General features: G+C 37.9%; 19 protein-coding genes and 3 pseudogenes. 12 read left to right on the top strand and 10 right to left on the bottom strand.

The genetic code is table 11. From position 1 onward, the window contains the following. Positions 1-15 precede the first annotated feature (15 nt). The 3 genes from WJM97_RS02395 (at position 16) to cysE (ending at position 3,242) form a co-directional block, all read left to right on the top strand. Positions 16-1,668: a DUF3352 domain-containing protein gene (locus tag WJM97_RS02395; RefSeq protein ID WP_353931460.1), complete on the top strand. Its 1,653-nt coding sequence runs from the start codon at positions 16-18 to the stop codon at positions 1,666-1,668. 224 nt (positions 1,669-1,892) lie between these two features. After that, positions 1,893-2,381 carry a hypothetical protein gene (locus WJM97_RS02390; RefSeq protein ID WP_353931459.1) on the top strand — a complete coding sequence of 163 codons (489 nt, stop codon included), beginning with the start codon at positions 1,893-1,895 and terminating at the stop codon, positions 2,379-2,381. Between the two features lie 90 nt (positions 2,382-2,471). Then, a complete protein-coding gene (gene cysE, locus WJM97_RS02385) occupies positions 2,472-3,242 on the top strand; it encodes a serine O-acetyltransferase (protein ID WP_353931458.1) in 771 nt (256 codons plus the stop codon). 95 nt (positions 3,243-3,337) lie between these two features. Here cysE and WJM97_RS02380 read toward each other — a convergent pair whose 3' ends face one another. Both WJM97_RS02380 and WJM97_RS02375 read right to left on the bottom strand, forming a co-directional pair. Beyond that, positions 3,338-3,919: an Npun_F5749 family FMN-dependent PPOX-type flavoprotein gene (locus WJM97_RS02380; protein WP_353931457.1), complete on the bottom strand. Its 582-nt coding sequence runs from the start codon at positions 3,917-3,919 to the stop codon at positions 3,338-3,340. A 153-nt stretch (positions 3,920-4,072) separates the two neighbouring features. Then, on the bottom strand, positions 4,073-4,384 hold the full coding sequence (locus tag WJM97_RS02375; protein WP_353931456.1) for a DUF4351 domain-containing protein: 312 nt from the start codon (positions 4,382-4,384) through the stop codon (positions 4,073-4,075). Positions 4,385-4,455: 71 nt separating this feature from the next. On the opposite strand from WJM97_RS02375, the gene WJM97_RS02370 reads away from it, so the two are divergent. The 3 genes from WJM97_RS02370 to nrdJ all read left to right on the top strand — a co-directional run bounded on the left by WJM97_RS02370 (position 4,456) and on the right by nrdJ (position 8,942). Then, complete coding sequence (locus WJM97_RS02370; RefSeq protein ID WP_353931455.1) at positions 4,456-4,839, top strand: hypothetical protein; 384 nt, start codon at positions 4,456-4,458, stop codon at positions 4,837-4,839. Positions 4,840-4,855: 16 nt separating this feature from the next. Beyond that, the gene (locus tag WJM97_RS02365; RefSeq protein WP_353931454.1) at positions 4,856-5,212 is read left to right on the top strand and encodes a hypothetical protein; all 357 of its coding nucleotides are present in this window, start codon (positions 4,856-4,858) and stop codon (positions 5,210-5,212) included. 247 nt (positions 5,213-5,459) lie between these two features. Continuing rightward, positions 5,460-8,942, top strand: a complete 3,483-nt coding sequence (gene nrdJ / locus WJM97_RS02360) for a ribonucleoside-triphosphate reductase, adenosylcobalamin-dependent (RefSeq protein ID WP_353931453.1) — start codon at positions 5,460-5,462, stop codon at positions 8,940-8,942. Between the two features lie 107 nt (positions 8,943-9,049). On the opposite strand, the gene WJM97_RS02355 is transcribed toward nrdJ, so the two are convergent. Continuing rightward, a complete protein-coding gene (locus tag WJM97_RS02355) occupies positions 9,050-9,883 on the bottom strand; it encodes a DUF3598 family protein (RefSeq protein WP_353931452.1) in 834 nt (277 codons plus the stop codon). 145 nt (positions 9,884-10,028) lie between these two features. Here WJM97_RS02355 and WJM97_RS02350 point away from each other — a divergent pair, with 145 nt between their 5' ends. The 3 genes from WJM97_RS02350 to WJM97_RS02340 all read left to right on the top strand — a co-directional run bounded on the left by WJM97_RS02350 (position 10,029) and on the right by WJM97_RS02340 (position 12,192). Beyond that, complete coding sequence (locus WJM97_RS02350; protein WP_353931451.1) at positions 10,029-10,247, top strand: hypothetical protein; 219 nt, start codon at positions 10,029-10,031, stop codon at positions 10,245-10,247. Between the two features lie 659 nt (positions 10,248-10,906). Next, complete coding sequence (locus WJM97_RS02345) at positions 10,907-11,176, top strand: RNA-binding protein (RefSeq protein ID WP_353931450.1); 270 nt, start codon at positions 10,907-10,909, stop codon at positions 11,174-11,176. A gap of 446 nt (positions 11,177-11,622) precedes the next feature. Continuing rightward, complete coding sequence (locus tag WJM97_RS02340; RefSeq protein ID WP_353931449.1) at positions 11,623-12,192, top strand: pentapeptide repeat-containing protein; 570 nt, start codon at positions 11,623-11,625, stop codon at positions 12,190-12,192. A 9-nt stretch (positions 12,193-12,201) separates the two neighbouring features. Here the strand turns inward: WJM97_RS02340 and WJM97_RS02335 are convergent. Next, positions 12,202-12,618, bottom strand: a pseudogene (locus tag WJM97_RS02335) (CHAT domain-containing protein); the annotation flags it as partial. Positions 12,619-12,818: 200 nt separating this feature from the next. Beyond that, complete coding sequence (locus WJM97_RS02330; RefSeq protein WP_353933088.1) at positions 12,819-13,004, bottom strand: CHAT domain-containing protein; 186 nt, start codon at positions 13,002-13,004, stop codon at positions 12,819-12,821. On the opposite strand from WJM97_RS02330, the gene WJM97_RS02325 reads away from it, so the two are divergent. After that, the gene (locus tag WJM97_RS02325; RefSeq protein ID WP_353931448.1) at positions 12,940-13,089 is read left to right on the top strand and encodes a hypothetical protein; all 150 of its coding nucleotides are present in this window, start codon (positions 12,940-12,942) and stop codon (positions 13,087-13,089) included. The genes WJM97_RS02330 and WJM97_RS02325 overlap by 65 nt on opposite strands. Positions 13,090-13,390: 301 nt before the next feature. Here WJM97_RS02325 and lnt read toward each other — a convergent pair whose 3' ends face one another. Together lnt and gyrA are read right to left on the bottom strand one after the other, a co-directional pair. Continuing rightward, positions 13,391-14,977, bottom strand: a complete 1,587-nt coding sequence (lnt, locus tag WJM97_RS02320; protein ID WP_353931447.1) for an apolipoprotein N-acyltransferase — start codon at positions 14,975-14,977, stop codon at positions 13,391-13,393. Next, entirely contained in the window at positions 14,958-17,582 is a 2,625-nt protein-coding gene (gyrA, locus tag WJM97_RS02315; RefSeq protein ID WP_353931446.1) for a DNA gyrase subunit A, read from the bottom strand. The genes lnt and gyrA overlap by 20 nt, the downstream gene beginning before the upstream one ends. 314 nt (positions 17,583-17,896) lie before the next feature. Here gyrA and WJM97_RS02310 point away from each other — a divergent pair. Beyond that, a pseudogene (locus WJM97_RS02310) lies at positions 17,897-18,182 on the top strand (Rpn family recombination-promoting nuclease/putative transposase); the annotation flags it as partial. 161 nt (positions 18,183-18,343) lie between these two features. Then, a pseudogene (locus WJM97_RS02305) lies at positions 18,344-18,871 on the top strand (Rpn family recombination-promoting nuclease/putative transposase); the annotation flags it as partial. 119 nt (positions 18,872-18,990) lie between these two features. Here WJM97_RS02305 and WJM97_RS02300 read toward each other — a convergent pair. From WJM97_RS02300 to WJM97_RS02290, 3 genes are all read right to left on the bottom strand, one after another. Further along, complete coding sequence (locus WJM97_RS02300; protein WP_353931445.1) at positions 18,991-19,245, bottom strand: TIGR03643 family protein; 255 nt, start codon at positions 19,243-19,245, stop codon at positions 18,991-18,993. Between the two features lie 56 nt (positions 19,246-19,301). Next, positions 19,302-20,621, bottom strand: coding sequence for a DUF697 domain-containing protein (locus WJM97_RS02295; RefSeq protein ID WP_353931444.1), 1,320 nt, complete (start codon positions 20,619-20,621; stop codon positions 19,302-19,304). A gap of 286 nt (positions 20,622-20,907) precedes the next feature. Beyond that, a complete protein-coding gene (locus WJM97_RS02290) occupies positions 20,908-21,747 on the bottom strand; it encodes an alpha/beta hydrolase (RefSeq protein WP_353933087.1) in 840 nt (279 codons plus the stop codon). Positions 21,748-21,778: the final 31 nt, after the last annotated feature.

Below are 21,778 nucleotides of genomic sequence, written 5' to 3'. Positions count from 1 at the left end.
GGAAATAAAGTTTAAGTGAACAGTCAACGCTCATTTTTTGGTTTTTTCGTAGCTGGTGTCATTGCCGTGCTACTAATTGTTATTACTGGCTTTTACTGGTTTTTCGTGAAAAGTCCAGTTAAATTAAGCACTCCTATCAATCAACCAGGTGCTGCTATTTTTGTGTCAAAAGTGTCACCTGCTATGGTGTCATTATTAGTAAATCCCGAAGGTTTGCAGTCTTTAGGACAACAAGGGGAATTTTCTCAGATCAAAAACAGTTTATTCGCTAAAACTAAAATAGATTTCTCAAAAGATATTAAACCTTGGCTAAGTAATGAAATTACCTTAGCTGTAACCAGTGAAGATATAGATCATGATCCTAAAAATGGACTACAACCAGGTTATTTGATGGCACTAGCTACAGATAACCCAGAAAAAAGTCAGGAATTTGTAGAATTGTTATTTTCTCAACGAGCTTTAGCAGGAGCAAATTTACAAGTTAAACAATACAAGGGTGTAAAACTACTTTATGACAATCAGGAAATAACAACATCGGAAAAAAATCAAAATTCTTTAGCTGCTGCGGTTGTTGATAAGTTTGTTTTATTTGCAAATAATCCTAAAGTAATCAGGGAAGCTATCACCAATGTCCAAGTACCAAATTTGAATCTAGAAAGTTCTCCTGATTATCAAAAAGCTATTCAAGAATTACCAAAAAATGCTCTAGCTTTAGCATTTTTTAATTTAAGTGAAATCGCACAATGGCAAGGTTTAGAATTACTAGAACCAACCTATAATAGTCAAATTATTTCCTTGGTTTTAAAACCCCAAGGATTACTAGCAGAAAGTACATTTTTAACTACATCTCCAATTGAAGCTGTATCTAAACCACAAACTAAACCAGTAGGTGCATTAGAGTATATTCCCGAATCAGCAGGTTTGGCGATCGCTGGCACAAACCTGAGCAATTTAACTAACAGTAACTTAGGTAAACTTTGGCAACAAGGAACAAAAACAATTTACGGTTCTCAGCAAGAAGCCATAACTCGTTGGTTAAAACCTCTAGTAGAAGTGCAAAAACAATGGGGTTTAAACTTGAGTGAAGATATTTTCAATTGGGTAACGGGAGAATATGCTTTAGCAATTTTACGAAATCCAGAAAATATCCATCCTAATTGGGTATTTGTAGTAGAAAAATCACCACAATTAGCATCAGGTTTAAAGAATTTAGACCGCATTGCTAATGAGAAAGGGTTGAATTCTAGTTCTGTAACTTTAAATAATCAAAAAATTACAGCTTGGACAGAATTAACCGCAACCGAAAATCAAACCTCAGTTAATGTAGAAACCAAAGTTAAAGGAGTGCATACCAGCATTAATAATTATGAGATATTTACTTCTGATTTAGGAGTAATGGAAAAAATTCTCACCCATCAAGAACAACCCCTCATAGAAAATAGTAACTTTCAGGATAATATTGTAGCCATTCCTCAACCAAACCAAGGATATGTATATATTGACTGGAAAAAAAGCCAAGATTTTTTAGAGCGTCAACAACCCCTACTTGAATTTGTAGAAGTGTTAGGAAAACCACTATTTGATCATTTGCGATCGCTGACAATCAGTAGTTATGAAGAGAGACCAGAAATACTCAAAGGTGGTGTATTCTTGCGTCTACAACCATAAAAAACAACCAAACGGGGCATAAATTCCCAGTCTAATAGCTAAAAACCCTCAAAAATAACCACCTTACTTGAATGGGTGCTAATCTGGAAATTCCGCAAAATTTATTGAAGAATAAAATAGTGATCCCATGATTAAGACAAGCGTGATCTCAACACTATCTATGAGGTACTTTTTTACATAAAATTAGTATACTCAGTCACAAAACAACTTAATGAGATAGGTTCATGAACAATCGTCACCTTTGGCTTCAAATTCGGTTTAGCTTGCTGTTAGCAGCAGTCACAGCTATGATTACAACACCTGTAGCAGCCCAGAAAGCAAACTTCGGGACTCTAAAATTAGCCCCAGGTTTTGAATTAGAACAAGGAAAAGCGTCAGGTTACACAGGTGGTTCTTTTTCTCTATCCGCGATGAGTAACAGAGACAAAGATAAAAGAGTGTGTATTGGTTTTGGTGATCCAAACCCAGATCACATTTTAGTTTTAGAGCAAGATTTCGAGGAGCTAAAAATATTAATCAATAGTAACGGAAAAGATACTACCTTATTTATCCAAGGCCCAGATGATCAGACAATCCGCTGTGGAGATGATACAGGTAGAAGTAAAGATGCAAGCGTGAGCGATCGCCAATGGAAAAAAGGTAAATATAAAATTTGGGCAGGTACATTTAGTCCTGGAGATAAATTCAACTACACCATCAAAGTAGAAGAATAGTTGACCTAATAATTAACAACGACTAACTAATAACCAATTAACGATAAAATATTAAAGTAGCTTGCTTTGCTGTTCAAGGGTACTATATCAATGTTCTCTAAATTGCGTACCGACTTTCGCATCATCTTTGAACGTGACCCAGCAGCCCAAAATTGGTTAGAAGTCTTGTTTTGCTACCCAGGTTTACAAGCTTTAATCTTTCACAGAATAGCACATTGGCTGCGTGCTATAGGCATTCCCTTTATTCCCAGATTTATTTCTCACATAGGTAGATTTTTAACTGGTATTGAAATTCACCCTGGTGCTGTAATTGGTCAAGGAGTATTTATTGACCACGGAATGGGTGTAGTAATTGGTGAAACAGCCATTATTGGAGACTACGCACTCATTTATCAAGGTGTCACCCTCGGTGGGACTGGTAAAGAAACTGGCAAACGTCACCCGACAGTTGGTGAAAACGTCGTTGTAGGTGCTGGTGCAAAAGTTTTAGGTAATATTCAAATTGGTAATAACGTCCGCATTGGTGCAGGTTCAGTAGTCTTGAGAGATGTTCCCTCTGACTGTACCGTTGTCGGAATACCAGGACGGATCGTTTACCGTTCTGGAGTCAAAGTTTCACCATTAGAACACAACAACTTACCAGACTCAGAAGCACAAGTAATTCGGACTTTAGTTGATCGTATTGAAGCACTGGAAGAACAACTCCAAGAACTCCAAGAAACACGTTCAAATATCAAAACTCCTGTGTTAGTAGCTGCTGGTAATTTAGTTATAGAAGAGGAAAAATTACTAAAAGTAGCACCTTCTTGTCATCTTAAAGATAAAGCAATACAGGAATTTTTTGACGGAGCAGGAATTTAAACGGTAGGGGTGGGAATTTTCCTACCCTTTTTTAATATTTATAAATTGATTTATTTCTTCAAATCACAAATTTTATTCATCTTATTATCTCATCTTTAAGGATTAACTTCTTCACAATACCATTCTTTATTTTCATTAACTTGATAAAAAGTACGATTTTGTGGTTCACCCCGCAATTCTAAATGATCTATTTCTGTAGGTTCAAGTAATAATAAACAAAAATTTTCTACTGGTTCAATATTATCTGGTGCTGGTGGTGTAAATGCTTCTGGTGTTTTTACTCTCTCTTTACCAGGGTTAGGCCAAGCAAATTGTAACCGTGCAGCATCACTTAATTCTTGCCACATTTTAATTCTCGCTGTTTGTAAATCTCCATGAGAATTAGCAGTAACTAAAATTAAATTTCCAGCAATCCGAAATTGTTCTCTGGAGTTGGGAAAATACCAACAAATTTCTGCTGCTGGTTGTTTGGGTATTTGTTCAGCTTTTGCACTGCGGATATCGGTGATGAATTTTAGCTGGTTTGTCTCTTCCACAAAACCACGAAATACTACAGTGCGGTTTGCAGGTAAACCATTTTCTCGCACCGTTGCAAGTTGTAGATAGCGGGAATAAACAAGGCTGCGGTTTTTATGTAGTGCGCGAGTAATTAAACTCCTCCAAGGTGCTAGGGACATTATTATTACTGTGATATTTTTGTAATTTAATTTCGATTTATTAGCTCTATAATTATAATTTAAAATCTACTATTTTTGAGATCCCCGACTTCTATCAATATAGAATAAATCATTGAATTATCTTGAAAATTCGGGGATCTGAACAGTAATAAATTAATCTTGCACTTGACTTAACCAACTTTGTAAATCTTGTAAACTGGTAAAGTCTAACAACGCTTCACCAAGATTTTCTAAGTTAGTTAAAGATAAACCAGAAATATTATTTTTAAATTCTTCTGGTAATTCTCCTAAACGTCTAGTTAGTTGTCGCATCACTAAATTTAAAGCACTTTCTTTGAGTCCTTCTTGTCTTCCTTCTTGTCTTCCTTCTTGTTTAATTTCTTGATAAGCGCGACTTCTTTCTAATGAAATTCCTAACATGACTTGAACCTCCCGCAAAGTCAAATTTTCAAACCTATACATCATGATTGTTATAATCATTTCTAAAATCATCTCATTGGATGAATTTTCTTGATTACTTCTACTTAATAAATACAATGAACAATGATGAAAAATCAGCCTTAATTGCCCAACTTGGCGACGTTAAGCATACCCCTGAAAAAATAGTAAAGATTGCTAAACAAGCAGATGGCAAAATCGTATTTTTAGAAGAAGGAAAACCTGGAAGAAAAGGTAGTGGACTATTGCACATTTTAGAGAGACACAAAGAAGACTTTGCCAAACGGGGAATTTCTGAAGATGAAATCGCTGATGTTGTAATAATTGCTGTAACCAATGGAATTTTTCTGGGTTATCAAGGAACAGTAGAACCTCGAAGAGAAATCTATGAAGTAAAGTTTAAGGGAAAAAAGCATTATATAGCAGTGACAGTAGGCGATAATGGTTATATAGTTGGAGCTAATCCAGCCTCATTACCATAATTCCACCTGAGTAGCTATGGCAATAAAAATCAAACTAATGGCTGATTATGGGTGCGACCCTTTATGGTGGGCAGATGTTGATAAAGTTGGTAACATCAATCCTGCAAGACTGCCCCTCAGCAAAGAAACCATTAACCGCCTCAGAAATTGGGCAACCAGTTATAATGCAACATTAAATTTGCAAGACCCTGCTAATTCACCAGATTTGAGTCCAGAAGAAGAAGTAGCTTTTGAAAAAGAAGGAATTAGTTTGTGGAAGCAACTACAAAAAGAACTTGCACCTAATTATGAAGTTATCTATTTTAGCGAGCAATTACGTAAACTTGTAACTGATATCAATGAATTAGAATATTTACTTACTATCAATGCTTAATGAATAGTCAAAAAATTAACAACGTAGCAATATTAAACAGATAGCCTATTCCACAAAAACTGATAGGTAAAATTTTGAGCATTTACAACCCTGGCGTACAGTCGTCAGGGTTTTGTACTTAAACTAAAATATAGTCATAATTTACACAAAATTAGATATAGCACCAAGTGGCAAATTTAGCAATCTTCCATCCTCTAACTACTTGGCGTTATAGTCTTAATTTGTTAGTCAGCAACAAAACCGAACTATGGTTCAAGAACTGGAACGTAAACGTCAGAGTGCATCTTTTCCCGAAACTGCTCCAGCAGCCAATCCTGTGTTTTTTAGAACTTACAGCCGTCGAACAGCCGCTGGTTTAAGGGAAAGTTATGATCAGGTATGCGATCGCACTCTTAAAGGCTTAGTCGAACTGGGAAAACTCACCCGTGAAGAAGCCACCCTTTTAGATAAAATGCAACGTAACATGAAGTCCTTACCCAGTGGCCGTTGGTTATGGGTTGGCGGGACGGACTGGTTAGCCAAAACCAAAAATTTCTCTGGTGCTTATAACTGCACTTCTACCAACTTGGTAGACTGGAAAGCCTTTGCTTTGATGATGGACTTAGCCATGATGGGCTGTGGCACTGGTGCTATCATCGAACCACAGTATATTAATCAACTGCCATCTATCCGTAATCGCTTAAATATTACCATCACAGGTGAAATTGGCAGCACACCCCAAGAACAGCGTCGTGAATTTACACAAACCGATATAGAAGCTAACACCGCGACTATCCATGTGGGAGACAGTCGGGAAGGTTGGGTAAAATCCTATCAAACCCTTTTAGAACTTGCCAGCGATGAACGCTTTACAGGCGATGTAGAAGTAATTGTTGATATTAGCGATGTCCGTCAATCTGGGGAAACCCTCAAAGGCTTTGGCGGTATGGCTAATCCTGTAAAATTACCTGGATTGTATCAGCGTTGTGCCTCCATTCTCAATAAGGCTTTAGGTAGACAATTAAACTCAGTTGAATGCTGTTTGTTAATTGATGAAGCTGCTGTCACGATTGTTGCAGGAAATATTCGGCGCTGTCTTCCTGAAGATGCCTTAGTTCATACAGAAGCGGGTTTAGTTCCCATTGCTAAGGTGCGTGTAGGCGATCGCGTTCTCACCAGCAAGGGTTTTTATCCTGTTACTAACTTCTTTGTTCAAGGTGAGCAATCCCTTTGTCGCATTCAAACTCAAGATGGTAGTTTTGAATGTACAGCCGATCATAAAGTTGCCGTTTTTACAGATGTGTACGGCAATTATAAAATGGTCAAGGCTCAAGATTTACAATCTGGCGATCGCTTGGTGTTTGTACCACAAGCTATACCTGGCACACCCACTGAACTGCCTGAGTTTCGCGGTAAAATCCAAGGTAAAACCAAAAAAATCACCGTTCCTGCTCTTACTCCTGATGTTGCTTACTTCATCGGCTATTTGCACGGTGATGGCTCAGTTAGCTCTGACGGGTCAAGAGTTAGATTTCGGGTTCATGAAGATAGCCCCAAGATTTTGGAACGTTTAATTGCAGTTGGGAGCGAATTTGGTTTAGAAACTTACACACTGCGAACACCCGAACAGTGCCAAACCAAAGCCTACGAGCTACAATTCAACTCATCAGCTTTGAATCAATATCTTAAATTATTTAAGCAAGCATTCCAACGATTAAATATTCCTGATTGCATTCTATTGGGTACAGCAGATATTCGCAAAGCCTACCTAGCTGGTCTTGCTGATGCTGATGGGTGTCATTCTCAAGGGGTCTTAGTAGCGTCAATTCACCAGCGATTTTTGCAGCAAGTGCAATCACTTTACGCATCTCTGGGAATCACAGTCCGGTTGGGTGGTTCAATTCGCAAGCGTACTGGCAAATGGGAAGGCGAATTAGTCACAGTTGGTGGAGCCGCATTCAAAGCTGTTGAAAACTTCTTCTCAAAGTATTCCATTCAGTTTTCCATCCAAAAACGCCAGACCCCTAAATCATTTCAAGACCACGGCTTCCCGAAAGCTATGGTTCGTCCTATTATTAACACCACTCAATATCACTGGGGTGCGATTCATCAACAGATGACTCTCCCCACCATGAAAAAATATCTTCCCGAAGCAACTGATTTAGTTCCAGTGAAAGTTTTAGGGGTTGAACTAAATGTACGTTCTGCACCTACTTATGATATTGAAGTTGCAACTGTTCACGAATTTGTCTGTGAAGGTATTTTAGTCTCTAACAGTGCTGGCATGAGACAGTTCGTTTCCGAAGACCAACAAGGCGCAACTGCCAAAGATAATCTATGGCAACAAGACGCAGAAGGCAACTGGCGCATAGATCCAGAACGTGATTCTTTGCGGATGGCCAATCATAGCCGAGTATTTCACCATAAACCTACTCTAGAAGAATCTATTGCAGCAGTTCAAAAGCAGTATTATAGCGGTGAAGGAGCAATTCAATGGGCTGGTGAAGCAGTCGCTAGAGCTAATATTGATTTACTCAACACAGCAGAATTGAAAACAGACTTTTTGCAAGCTTACGAGCAAGGAAAAGCAGAGCAATGGATAAAAAAATACCATCCTGAAATTGATGCTGATGAGCTAGAACATAGATTAGGTAGGTTTGGATTAAACCCGTGCGGAGAAATTATAGGTAGCAATTTTCACTGTAATTTGTCAGAGGTACACTTAAACCAACTAGACCCCGATAACTACAAAGAACAAGAAGAAGCATTTAAAGCAGGTGCTTTATCTGTTGCTGCATTATTAAACCATCAATTCCAAGAACCCCGCTATCAATACAGTCGGGAACTTGATCCCATTGTCGGCGTTTCCTTCACCGGTTTATTTGACTTCTTCGTTCATGCTTTTGGTGTGGACTGGTTGCGTTGGTGGGAAGCAGGAAGACCTGAAACCGAGGAAGGATTGATATTTAAACGTGGTGAGCAAAAATATCTCAGCAAATGGAGAGAAATAGTACATCAAGCTGTGTGGGAATATTGCGACAAGCATGGAATTAAACGCCCCAACCGCTGTACAACTGTGCAACCCAGCGGGACAAAATCTCTCTTGACCGGTGCTAGTTCTGGTTGGCATCCCCCCAAAGCCCAAAGATTCATTCGTCGCATCACCTTCGGTAAAAATGACCCTGTAGCTCTAGCTTGTATAGACTATGGTTATAATGTCATTCCTTCCCAATCTGACAAAGATGAAAAAGGTAACTTACTTAATGATCCTTTTGATCCTCGTTGTACAGAATGGTTAGTAGAAATACCCGTGGCTGTTTCTTGGGCAGATTTACCCGGTGCAGATAAAATTGATGTATCTAAGTTTTCTGTATTGGCACAGTTAGATTTTGTCATGCAGGTGCAAAAATACTACACTACCCATAACACTTCGGCGACTTTAGAATTACGTTCTGAAGAAGTTGAATCCTTGGGAACACGGATTTATGAAGCCATTCAAAATGATGAAGGTTACATTTCTGCGGCTTTATTAGCGCGGTTTGATGATATTCAAACATTCCCCCGTTTACCCTTTGAACCTATAGACAAAGTCACTTATGAGCGTTTGTCTGCTGAAGTAAAAGTACGGCGGAAAACCGATGATTTCTGTGGCGCTCTAAGTCGTTATGATTTGGGAGAAATGACGGAAGCCGGACCTAGCGGTTGTGATTCTGATAAGTGTATGTTCCCTGAACAAACGCCCTCATCATAATTTCTTTTTGCCTTCGTGTCCTTCCTGTCTTCGTGGTTCATTCCTGATCATGTTTTAATTTTTCATGAACCACAGAGGCACGGAGGACACAGAGAAAGGGAAAATCTTTAATTGGTTTTATATTCAATGACGTGAGTTGAGCTAACCCATTCACCTGTTTCGTTGTAAGTACGAATTAAGCGTTGGCGTTCATTGTCTCTTACTAACCATCCTGCTTCTACAAAAAAGGGTTTTCTCATTTGTAGTTGTAAGGGAACATTACTGGAAATACCATCGGGTAATAATAATATTTCTTGTGTGCTTCCTTCTTTTTCAAAGATTAGTTTTTTATCTGCCATTTTGGCTTTTGAAGTAATAGTTTGGGATGCAAAAGATAACTTCTGTTCTAAATATCCGTTACCTATTTCTTTAATTTCTAAATAACTTGTATAGTTTTCGGATGGCCTCAAATCAGAATATACTGTGTGGGCTTTTCCTTCCCAGTTACCAATTAATTGTTCTACGGTTAATTGTGGGCGTTCTTTGGCATCTTTATGACTGCGAAATTCTCTAATTAAGGTTAAATTAGTGAATTTTCCTTCTTTATTAAATAATTGAACTAAACGCGATCGCCTATCATTATCCACAAAGCCATATTCTGCTCCAAATTCTGTAAATGGTGCTAGTTGTAATGTCCCTTTAGAAAAAGATCCGTTATTAAAAAAGATATTCTGTCTACCTATAGAGCGATATTCCTGTTGATAATCTTGAATAGGAGAACTATCATCACTATCTTTTCCAAAACGTCTAATTCTAAACATTACACCCTGATTATTATCAAAGGCTTCTAAATTTAAAATACTAGGAGTAGAATCTAATATTTCACCATCGGGAGATATTTGTGTAAACGAACCTCGCCATTCACCTACATTTTTCAGGAAGTTTTCCCAGTTGCTAGTCATGTTAATTTAGTTATTAAAGTTGCCTATTGTATGCTAATACAGGTTGAACATCAATTTACATCACAGCTATGGTTTGTTACTGCTGAAGAATCTGTTAAAATTAGTAAAGAATTAATAATTTTTACGACAATACGTGGAGACGGTAATGTTTATTAGTGAATTATCACCTCTATTTAAAGAACTAACCCAGCATCCAGTATCATTTACAGGTGGGTTTGTCTCTGGTGTTCTCCGACTCAACTTAAACGAAGATCCTGTGAAAACCTGGCTAAATAAGCATCATAATTCAGAGGGTTGCTCTAAAGTCATTCCTGAAGCGGAGAATGCTAAGACCTCTGGGCCTCAAAGAATTTCCATTGACTAATAAATTTTTAACCGTTAGCCTTCAACAGTTAACGGTTAAAATCCGCAACAATGATAATTTCACTGAAATCTCAATTTTGACGGCTGTTATTACACCTGCTATATAAAACCTAGACAAAGCTAGACTTTACTTTCTACTTCAATGGGAGCATGGGAGCGGTTATCCCTCGGTAGACTTGCACGCTGTAGCCCAACGCGACTTTCTCAAGTTAAGATTTGGAAACAGACTACCACTATCAATGCTTGGTTTTCGCGTCGGTAATAGTCTTATTCAATACTTGATATACTAGGATTATACATCAAGTTGGGATTTTTCTTAGCTAACTTATGTCAATGTTTGTCAACATAAGTCTATTTTTGACGATAAAATTGTCAACTTAGGACAAGCTCATTTTAGATATGTGAAAGCATATAAATTTATATTATATTTCTTTGTAAAATCCCATACTTTGGAAAATGTCACAATCAGTTATCATAATTGGCAGATGCGTGTGTTCAGTCTGATGGCAAATTGGGTACTTGGATCTAGTAACCTGGATAGCTAGTATCCTGCCATTTTTGCCATCTATAAATCACAGGTAACTATGCAAGGCTTAAAATTTGCTACGTTCCAATTTATTACTGAATTATCGCTTTTTGTTGAAAATTACGTGACTAATAATGACTATCTACGTTGGAAATCTCGCTTACAGCGCTACTGAAGCAGACTTAAAAGCCGTGTTTGCTGATTATGGTGAGGTAAAAAGAGTTGTCTTACCTACTGACCGTGAAACCGGAAGGGTACGCGGATTTGCCTTTGTTGAAATGACTGAAGATGCACAAGAAGATACTGCCATTACAGAATTAGACGGTGCAGAATGGATGGGTCGTCAACTAAGAGTTAACAAAGCCAAACCACGGGAGGATAACCGACGAAATAGTTATTCTTAAAAAGAATATTAAGAATAGCAGTATAATATCTTAGCAACACTGTCTACTTATCTAAGTAGTAAAACGCTAAACGTTATTTAGCTATAAACAAATAGAACGAATTCCGGCTAGTAATTCCCCGTCTGTGAATGTTCATGCTAGTCGGATTTTTTCAATAACTTTTTTTAACCACTTTTTTAAATCAAATTTAAATTTTTTTAAGGTTAAATAAACCATTTCCAGTACCTTATGTAAAAAGCCATGACTTGACTTGCTGAGTTTACAAAAAGTTTAATCAACATTATTAATAATGCCATTATTTATAGTTATCATATATTTATGAGTTAAAAATCATAAGACTTATAGTTATTTAATTTTATTTAGTTTTAAGTAATTATCAATATTTGAAGATGATTCCAAGCCATAGATTAAAAATTAAAAAACTAATGACTAAGGACTCAATAACTATGAATATTCAGGAACTTTTAACTAGATATGCCAGAGGAGAAAGAAGCTTTAACGGTATAGTATTAACCTCATCAAACTTACAGGGAGCTAACTTAGGTGGGATAGATTTTAGTAGAGCAGACCTCAGCGGTGCTAACTTAACTGGTGCATCGTTAACAGGAGCAAATTTAAGTAAAGCAAATCTTAGAGGTGCAAAACTAGAAAATGCCCATTTATCAGAAGTAATTTTGTGTGGTGCAGATTTAACTCAAGCTGTGTTAACTAATGCCCATTTAAATGAATCAGATTTGAGTGGTGCTTTATTAACAGGTGCAAATTTGTGTGATGCTAATTTACATCAAGCATCAATTACCGCTGCCAATTTGCAAGGTGCAAATTTAAGTGGGGCAAAAATGGGTGGTGTGCGGATGTGGAAAGCAGATTTACAAGGTGCAAATTTAACAGGTGCTGATTTAAGTGAAGCCAATATGTGTGAGGTAAATTTAACCAGAGCTAACTTAAATGCTACAGATATGAGTGAGACTTTTTTGACTGCGGCTATCATGCCTGATGGGAGTATTCATAGTTGATATTTTTCCCTATTTCCACTCACCCTGTACAGTAAAAGCTGCCCAAAAATCAGGTTTAGAAAATTTTTCATCTTGCCACATCTCAATCTGCGCTTCTCGCAACGCTGTAGCCGGTTTTAAGCCCCCTTGCAGCATTTTTTGATACAATTTGCCCATCAATACAGAAGTCGCCTGATCATCCACATTCCACAGACTCATCACCACCCTGGGACTACCAGCATAGATAAAACCAGTAGTTAAACCAACCATACCCTCACCTTTTATTTCCTCACCCAAACCAGTTTGACAAGCACTCAAAACTACCAAGTCTGCGGACAGGTTTAAATTGAAAATATCATGTAATCTTAAAAAACCATTTTCTGATTTACCGTTTTCATCAAACAACGATAAAACCAAACCTGATAACTCCGGTTGTTTACTATCTAGGGTTTGCTGATAAAGTCTTGTCGTGGAGACAGGTGACAGGTGACAGGTGACAGGTGACAGTTTCAAGAGTTGGATGGGAACTATTTTTCCTTGAAGCAGGAATTAAATGCAAGGTTTTTCAGTTCTCACCTCATCAAAGCTTGCATTTTTTGAAAGTCAAAATCGCTAAAATCGTTTACCTGTAATGTTTTGAGATTTATTCAGCAAGCCCTATCTAAAATTCCATGAGTTGCAAAATGTAAAATTCTATATTCACTCAGTTTTGCACTGGTGGCAAAATCACGATCTGCATTAAAATCAAAAGCTGATAAACTCTGATTTTTGGGAACTAAATTTAAAATTGTTTCCGCTTCTGTACGGGTAAATGGTAAACGTGAAAAATTAATCTGTGTATTATCTGCGGCTCGTTTAGAAGCTGGAACTAAAATACCAGATCAACTAGAATTAGTTAATAACTATGATGATCATTGACTGTGGAAACCCATTTAGAATATGCCATTGGAGGATTACAAAGCAGCATTACAAAAGGTAGGCGCATACTTCTCTAAAGTTAATTAGTAATATTTACAGTTATCACTAGAAGGAATTATCTATGAATTTATCTTTCAAAGACATGAAGTTTATGATCTAGGCAATGACATCATGTTTTTATCATCACTTCGTAAAAAAATAGATGATAGTTTAAACGATAGTCTGAAACCTAACACTACTGCTATACTTCAATTTTTAAACCGCAGTATTAGCAGTAGGAGAAGAAAAAAGCATATACAATTTAGAGTAGCAATCCCAACACCCCCAACACCAGTAAAACCACCATCAACCAATCCCCAAAACGCACATATAAAGTCTGAGTTTGACGAGGATAAATAGTTTCTGCATGGGTTTCAAAAACATTATATCCCGACTTCCACAAAGTTCTCCCACGGGGATCAACAAAAGCAGAATAACCAGTATTTGTTGCCCTCACCGCCCATCTATCAGTTTCAATTGCCCTCATAATATCCTGAGCATGATGTTGATCTGCCATTGCTGCGGTATAATGAGCATCATTAGAAGAACTTAAAATAAATTGTCCCCCATTAAAAGCCTGATATCTGAATATTTCCGAAAACGCAGACTCATAACAAATACCCACAATTGCCCTCCCTAAAGGAGTATCAAAAACTTGATTTTTTGCCCCATGAACTTGATGTTCATCTAAAGGGGATAACCGTTGAACCAAGCCGCCAATAATTTCCTCAAAAGGCACAAATTCCCCTAAAGGCACAAGTTTAGACTTATCATACCTGCTAGTAACTTCGCCTTTTTTATCTACACCAAACAAACTATTAGTATAACTTTTTCCCCTCCTTCCAAAACCACCCAACCAAGCAATTACTTTCTTTTCTTGAATAGCATCTAACAAAGGTGTATTTTTAAAATCACTTTCATATAAAGGTAAAGCACCTTCAGGAGTTAAAACCCCATCTACACCTTGATTTGCTAAAGTTAAATACCCATTAGTATAACCCGTAACTGCACCTCTAAATCCTTGGGGAAGCAACTTAATCTCATTAGGAATATTCCCCTGAACAACCCCTATTTTAAAACCCGTATATTCGAGATTATGTAAAGGTTGAGAATAAAGAACAAACCCTAAAACATGAGCGGTAATTAATAGTGTTACTGCTGAGATTGAATAAGAGTTAACGAACCACAGAGACACGGAGAACACAGAGGTTTTCCTTTCTTCCTTTGCGTTCTTTGCTTCTTTGCGCCTTTGCGCGAAATAAATCCAAGACTCCGCCACCAACCCATTCACCCCCACAATAACCGCCGTCACAGCACTCGGCCCCGACAACTGCCCCAAATGCAAAATTACCAAATTATGCGGAGACTGAGTGTAAGATAAAGAACTCCACCATAAAGATCCAGAACTCCACAAACTTTCCAACCCACACCATAAAGCCGTACCAATTAAAACCCGTAACCAGGGCTTTTGTTTATCTAACCGCACCATCAGAAATGCCCAGAGGGAGACTAACAAACCGCCCCAACAGCTAATAAATGACCAGCAAAAGATGGTAATAAATAAACTTGGCCACCAGGGTACACCTAACCAGTTCATGGGGTGAATACCAGTGATCCAGAAAAGAGCGATACCATGATAGGCGATCGCCCAAATCAACGCAGGAAGGATTACTTTTTTAGTATATTTAAGAACTATTACCCACAGGGGTGCAAGGGAAACCCAACCTAAAAACCATGCACCAATGGGGGCAACTGTCACCCCCATAGATATGCCACTAGCTAATACTACTAGGTAAGGGAGTAAGATTTTAAACGTCTCCCTAATTTGCTTATTCTGTTTCTTCAGCATCTCCAGCATCGGCGGGAACTATTGCTACGCCTGTGATAGCGTCGTCTTCGTCTAAACGTTGTACTCTGACTCCGGTTGCTGTCCGTGATTGTACAGAAATGGCATTGACTGACTGACGAATGATAATACCGCGATTTGTAGCCATCATTATTTCTTCGTCGCTGTTGACAATTCGCAGTGTAGCTAGTTTGTCTTTGGTTTTGCGGTTTTTGAATTTGGTCGCTGTTAAACCTTGTCCGGCACGGTTTTGGAGGCGGAACTGTCCCACGGGTACGCGTTTTCCATATCCTCCCATGGTGATGACTAAAACCCAGGGTCCGGTGCTGTTTGGCGTTTCTGGAGTTTCTAGTGTTTCCAGATTTTCTAGTGTTTCCAGTGTTTCTTCACTGTTTTCTGTGGTTTCCTCAATTTCGATGATTTCTTCTTCGATTTCTGTTTCTGTTTCTGTATTTAAGGTTTCGAGAATAGCAGCGGGAAGAATATCCATCCCTACCAATTCATCACCGGGTTTGAGTTTCATGGATTTTACTCCACGGGTTGCTCTTCCTAAAGGACGTAGTTGATCATGGGTACAACGGAAGTGAATGGCCATCCCATGACGTGAACCGATGATAATACTATCTTCTACTCTGGCACGTCTGACCCAACGCAGTTGATCACCTTCTTCTAAGGAGATAGCAATTAAACCGTTAGAGCGAATGTTGCTAAATGCTGCCAATGCGGTTTTTTTGATGTTACCGCCTTTGGTGAGCATGACTAGATATTCTTCGTCGCTAAACTCGCTGACGGGGACGATGGAGGTAATTTTTTCTTCTTTGGGTATGGGTAACATCTGAACGATGGGTGTACCTCTGCTGGTGCGAGAACCCAGGGGTATTTGATAGGTTCTGAGGCTGTAGACTACGCCGCGATCGCTAAAAAATAGTACACTGTCATGGTCACAGCAGGTTAAGAAATGCTCGATGGTATCATCATCTTTGACTTTTGCACCGGCTTTACCTCTGGTGGCACGGTTTTGAGCTTCAAAGGTATTAACGGGCATCCGTTTAATGTAACCTTGTTCTGTGACTAGAATCAGAACTTTTTCATTGGCAATTAAGTCAATGTCATCTATGTCCCCTTCTCCGTGGGTAATAATTGTCTGTCTGGGGGTGGCAAATTGGGTTTTGATTTGGGTAACTTCATTTTCAATGATTTCTAGTACCCGTTCCCTTCTGTCCAAAATATCCTGCAAGTCTGCTATTTGTACTTGCAATTCTTCGTGTTCCAGGCGAATTTTATCTGCTTCTAGGGCTGTTAACCGTCGTAGTTGCATCTGTAAAATTGCATCGGCTTGAACTTCGGAAAGTCCATAACTATTAATTAATTCACCTTTGGCTGTAGGTGCATCTGGGGCGCTACGAATGAGATTTATAATTGAATCTAATTGTGATAAAGCAATTAATAAACCTTGCAGTAAATGATCTCTTTCCTGTGCTTTTCGGAGTTGATAAAGGGTTCGTCTGTTAATAGTTTCGATGCGAAAATCTAGGAAGACGCTGAGGAAGTTTTTCAGGGTGAGAATTTGCGGTTCTCCGTTTACCAAGGCCAACATATTCGCGCCAAAGTTGGATTGGAGTGGAGTTTGTTTGTAGAGGTTGTTTAAAACTACGCGAGGATAGGCATCCCGTTTTAATTCAATCACGATTCGCATCCCGTCGCGATCGCTTTCGTCTCTGATGTCTGCAATACCATCAATTCTTTTATCATTTACCAACTCGGCGATTTTTTCAATTAATGCCGCTTTGTTGGTTTGATAGGGCAACTCGGTAATAATTATTGCATCCCGTTCCGGTCTGTTGCGTTGTTCAATGGTTTCAATTGTTGCCACACCCCGCATGGTAATTGAACCTCTACCACTGGTATATGCTTCTTTAATGGCAGATGTTCCCAGAATTTGCGCCCCCGTAGGGAAGTCTGGCCCATGAATATACTGCATTAATTGCATATCTGTGATTTCTGGGTTGTGAATTAATTCTACTAACCCATCAATCAATTCTCCGAGATTATGGGGAGGAATGTTGGTAGCCATCCCTACCGCAATTCCCGAAGAACCATTAAGTAATATTTGGGGGATGCGGGATGGTAAAACTGTAGGTTCTTGTTGAGAACCATCAAAGTTATCAATAAAGTCTACAGTTTCTGCTTCAATATCTTGGAGGAGGGCAGAACTGGTCAAAGCTTGGAGACGACATTCTGTGTAACGCATGGCCGCCGGGGGGTCATTATCTACAGAACCGAAGTTCCCATGACCATTAATTAAGGGCGATCGCATGGAAAAATTCTGTGCCATCCGCACCAAAGCATCATATACTGCCGTATCACCGTGGGGGTGATATTTACCCAACACTTCCCCTACCACACGAGCGCATTTTCTAAAGGGGCGATCGTGTAATAGTCCTAATTCGTGCATAGCATAGAGGATGCGACGATGCACAGGTTTAAGACCATCCCTGGCATCTGGCAGCGCCCGACCAACAATTACGCTCATGGCGTATTCCAGATAAGATTGTGACATTTCCTGTCTCAAATCCGTCGGGATAATCCGCTCCTGTGAGGTTGTCATAACCTGCAAAACTCCAAAAAATGTAGATTTTAGCCTTTTTACTTGACAAAATACAAAATTATGTCAAATCAATCTTGAAAAATTGTCATATTTTGCTATAATTTTAACATATATTGCACCTGTTTGTGGTCAGTTTGGCTAAACCAAAAGATAATCTATTATTAACTTCAATTCATGGTATTGATAAGTTAATTTTTGGTCATCAGTGAAGATAAAAATTAGTCAGTAAATTTAGTTTTTTAATTTTAATTTCTCAACTGAATTATTCAGGAATAATTGATTGATGCCTTTAAACTTATTTTTTTATAAAAACAATGAAAACAGATACCATATTTTATCGCTTATTTCAAGAAATACCCAGCATTTTTTTTAACTTATTGATAAATCTCCCGAATTAGCCGATTTTTACCAATTTGCATCAGTTGAAGTCAAACAAACAGCATTGAGGATAGATGGAGTTTTTCTACCTCAAGAAAATACAGAAAACTCCATTTACTTTTTAGAAGTGCAATTTCAATTAGATGCAGACCTTTACAGTAGACTTTTACAGAAGTATTTCTTTACATCCGTCAAAACAAACCCAAAAACCACTGGAAAGCGGGAGCATCCCAATTTTGCAAATTCACAAAAATGATAAGTAGTCATTGCGAATGGAGCGTAGCGTAATCAAGCAATCTCAAAGTCTTAATATGCGATTACTTCCCTCCATTTCATTCCGCTCGTAATGACGGGTTTTATTTTTACACATTTGGGATGCTCCCTGGAAAGCAGTGATTATCTACCCCAGTCGCAGTATAGACACAAGCGATATCAGACATTATGAAGAATTTTTTATCAGTCAAAGAGTAAAAGTAATTTATCTAGATGAAATAGAAGAAACATTACCCTTACCCATTGGTATTGCTACAATAAAATTAATTATAGCCAATGAACAAAAAGCCATTAGTCAAGCCAGAGAACTAATTAACCGTACCAAAAAAGAGGTAAATTCTCAACAGCAACAGCAGCAATTATTAGAACTAATCGAAACAATCTTAATTTATAAGTTTCCAAGAATGAATAGGGAGTAAATAGAAGCTATGTTTGGACTAAGTGATTTAAAACAAACCAGATTTTACCAAGAAGCTTTACAAGAAGGTAAAAAGGAAGGTAGAGAGGAAGGAGAACTTAAAGCTAAATTAGAAGCAATTCCTGGTTTATTAAGACTGGGTTTAAGTACAGAACAGATTGCCCAAGTTTTGAAATTGAGTGTTGCAGAAATTACAGAAATGATAAAAAAAATAAATTAGCAGCAAACACAATTAAACCATCAATCATATTCCCCAATTTCTTAGAGTAGTTGGGGATTTTATCTTTTAAAAATACGAAAAATCCATGAAAAATCTCAACTTACTTGATTGATGAATGGTTAAGTTTTCTGATTATCTGACTTAAACCTACCTGCCACGAAATCACGGGTTTTCAGATGTTTAGTTTGGCGCTGAGTAACCCGTTTTCGCCACATTTTAAAACTAGATTCCTTCATTTCCCGACGCATGATTTTAATGACATCTTTTTCTGATAAACCAAACTGAATTTCTATAGCTTCAAAGGGTGTTCTATCTTCCCATGCCATTTCCACAACACGATCTATAGTTGCTTGTTCTAATTCTGGTAATTTCATATTTCGACGATGATTGCAAAAATTAATTTCAGATATTTTAACATAAAATAATTATTTTATTCATTCTCACTTTTCATACCTTTAAACCTTTCCTTTGCCCCTTCAAAAGCTTCCTGCATCACATTTTGAATTTTCTGCGGATCAGGTTTTTTCCCACCCATTAAATCACCAAAATAAACACAAGCAGCTTCACCCAAAGCCCAGGTATAAGCACCCGCCCAAGATGCAGCAATCACACTCCCAAAACCAGGAATAAATTTAATTAATTCCCGTGCTATAGCTTGCGCTAAAAAACCACCAGCGATCGCACTCACCACACCACCAGCTTGCGATCGCGTCAATGTCTGACCATATAATTTACCCAATAACCCCACCATAGAAACTTGCAAAGCTGTTAAAACTGGCATTGTCGCCAACGGTAAGGGTACAGCAGCTAAAGTACCTGCCATAATTGAAAAGGGTAAAATATAGCGTCTAGCGGTATCTCTATAAATGTTACCTAATTTCTCGCCCGCTTGCTGATCTAATAACTGATAAATTGCTTTTGACTCTGCTTCTGGCAACAATTGGGCTAAATTATCTCGCAATGCTTCTAAACCATAAAATATAGAATTATAACCATCTTCTTTTAACGTAAAATCAATTAAAACTGCCTGATCATATAAACCCGAAAAATTAGTTTTTATTTCTGTAAATGCCCGATTAATTTCCTCAAAATCCGGTGGATAATGAGGATGATCTGCTACATCTAAAGGATAGAGTTCATGTAAACAAGTTACAGCCAAAAGACAAGGAATATAAGGATATTTTTTACGTAATTCTTGGATGATTTGCCGCAGACTTGCCGTAGCAAAATCATTAACTTTAATAGTTAAAATTAAAACTCTAGCCCCTGTAGCTTCTGTTTCTAAATCACTAATTAATTCTTGAATAATAACTTCTGTATCTTGACTCACATCTCCCAAACCTACTGTATCTGTAAAAATTAACAATGGTAAATCATTAGAAGGATAAGCATAACGTTGGGTATTTTGAGTATGAGGACGAAAACCCTGGCCAATAATCTCCTCAGAAACCCCGGTTAAACCTCTAACAATTGAACTTTTACCAGTTTGGGGTTTGCCTATCAACAAAGCTTCTGTAGTCGGTAACTGATTACGAACAGTGGCTAAAATCTCAGCAACTTGAGCATCATTTACACTCAACCATTGTCCTACGGTCTGTTTGACCTGATCTACAGGCAGAACTTGAGTTAATTTAGATGTCGTTTTACTGACAGCAGCAGTAATGCGGTTTTTCCAAGAATCCTGTTTTGACTTAGATTCTGGTTCATCAGTTGGCGTGTTTAATGAGTCTGCATTGGGTTGTTCATTCATGGACGTGATTTCAATTAGCCACCATTTCTAATATATGCTATAGCTTTGGTTTGGTGGTGAGAAATTTGGGTATTTGGAGTTTACTGGTAAGTGCTGTAGGATATCTCTGCTAATTCAATTTTTTATACCCCACATTCTGAACTTCAATAAGTAGTATGGAAATGAACTCGATGTTATTGGTGAGGTGACTGGCTTAATTTTTGACTCCCTAAACTTTTAAAACATCCTCTAAGAGGACTAATTAGCAATTACCAATTACAAATTACAAATACTTTTATTTATTTATTTATTTATGCTCTGCTAAAAACTCGGCAACTGTTTGATTAAAATCTTCTGGTTTAGTTAAAAATGGCCAATGATTTCCAGGCACTTTTTTAAAAATGAGGTTTTTTAAATTAGTTTTGTAAGGTTTAATTTGCCAATCTTGGCGGTTGACACCTCTCTCTGGTTGAATAAATAAAGCAGGAGTTTCAATAGGGTTAATAAAACCTGGAACTTCAATTACTGCATCAAAAATGCCATCACGGGCGGCAATTGTAAATTTACTGCCCCAACTTCCATCGGCTTTTTGTTCAATTCCGGCTTGAAAAACTTGCTGTTGCAAATAACTCCAGTCTTGAAATTGACTAAGTTGTTTGATTTTTTCCTCCGCTTCTTCATAACTGGCAAATGGTCCCATCGTCTTGAGAAATGGCAACACTTTATACAAAAAAGGAAAGGTTAATTTCATCAGATTAGGCATTTTCCAGATAAAAATGGGATCTACCAAAGTGATACTTTTTAAGCGTTTTGGGTTGTATCTTGCCCAAATAGCGGCTAATTTACCAGTCCAAGAATGACTAATAACATGAGTTTGTGGCCATTCCAAATGATCCATTAATGCTTCTAAATCAGCGATCGCACTTTCAAAGGTATAATCTTTTTCAGGCTTACTACTCTCTCCATGACCACGCATATCTGGGGCAATAATGTGATATTCAGAAGCTAAATAATCTCCTAAACTAGACCAAACCAAGGCATTATCAGCCATACCATGTAACAGTAGTAACGGTTCTTTACCTTTGTTCCATTCCAGATAAGAAACGTGAATATCAGTGGTTGATAGAGTTTTACGTATAGGTATCATTTGCTCACTCATAGTCATTTGCGATTCTTTT

Origin of the sequence: Okeanomitos corallinicola TIOX110, from assembly GCF_038050375.1 — a bacterium.
Classification (GTDB): Bacteria; Cyanobacteriota; Cyanobacteriia; order Cyanobacteriales; family Nostocaceae; genus Okeanomitos; species Okeanomitos corallinicola.
This window is presented reverse-complemented; position numbering and strand designations above follow the sequence as displayed.

Excerpts from the sequence above, each read along its gene's own strand:
- WJM97_RS02390 (WP_353931459.1), top strand. The coding sequence starts at position 1,893 with ATGAACAATCGTCACCTTTGGCTTCAAATTCGGTTTAGCTTGCTGTTA.
- cysE (WP_353931458.1), top strand. The coding sequence starts at position 2,472 with ATGTTCTCTAAATTGCGTACCGACTTTCGCATCATCTTTGAACGTGAC.
- WJM97_RS02380 (WP_353931457.1), bottom strand. The coding sequence starts at position 3,919 with ATGTCCCTAGCACCTTGGAGGAGTTTAATTACTCGCGCACTACATAAA.
- WJM97_RS02375 (WP_353931456.1), bottom strand. The coding sequence starts at position 4,384 with ATGATGTATAGGTTTGAAAATTTGACTTTGCGGGAGGTTCAAGTCATG.
- WJM97_RS02370 (WP_353931455.1), top strand. The coding sequence starts at position 4,456 with ATGAACAATGATGAAAAATCAGCCTTAATTGCCCAACTTGGCGACGTT.
- WJM97_RS02365 (WP_353931454.1), top strand. The coding sequence starts at position 4,856 with ATGGCAATAAAAATCAAACTAATGGCTGATTATGGGTGCGACCCTTTA.
- nrdJ (WP_353931453.1), top strand. The coding sequence starts at position 5,460 with ATGGTTCAAGAACTGGAACGTAAACGTCAGAGTGCATCTTTTCCCGAA.
- WJM97_RS02355 (WP_353931452.1), bottom strand. The coding sequence starts at position 9,883 with ATGACTAGCAACTGGGAAAACTTCCTGAAAAATGTAGGTGAATGGCGA.
- WJM97_RS02350 (WP_353931451.1), top strand. The coding sequence starts at position 10,029 with ATGTTTATTAGTGAATTATCACCTCTATTTAAAGAACTAACCCAGCAT.
- WJM97_RS02345 (WP_353931450.1), top strand. The coding sequence starts at position 10,907 with ATGACTATCTACGTTGGAAATCTCGCTTACAGCGCTACTGAAGCAGAC.
- WJM97_RS02340 (WP_353931449.1), top strand. The coding sequence starts at position 11,623 with ATGAATATTCAGGAACTTTTAACTAGATATGCCAGAGGAGAAAGAAGC.
- lnt (WP_353931447.1), bottom strand. The coding sequence starts at position 14,977 with ATGCTGAAGAAACAGAATAAGCAAATTAGGGAGACGTTTAAAATCTTA.
- gyrA (WP_353931446.1), bottom strand. The coding sequence starts at position 17,582 with ATGACAACCTCACAGGAGCGGATTATCCCGACGGATTTGAGACAGGAA.
- WJM97_RS02300 (WP_353931445.1), bottom strand. The coding sequence starts at position 19,245 with ATGAAATTACCAGAATTAGAACAAGCAACTATAGATCGTGTTGTGGAA.
- WJM97_RS02295 (WP_353931444.1), bottom strand. The coding sequence starts at position 20,621 with ATGAATGAACAACCCAATGCAGACTCATTAAACACGCCAACTGATGAA.
- WJM97_RS02290 (WP_353933087.1), bottom strand. The coding sequence starts at position 21,747 with ATGATACCTATACGTAAAACTCTATCAACCACTGATATTCACGTTTCT.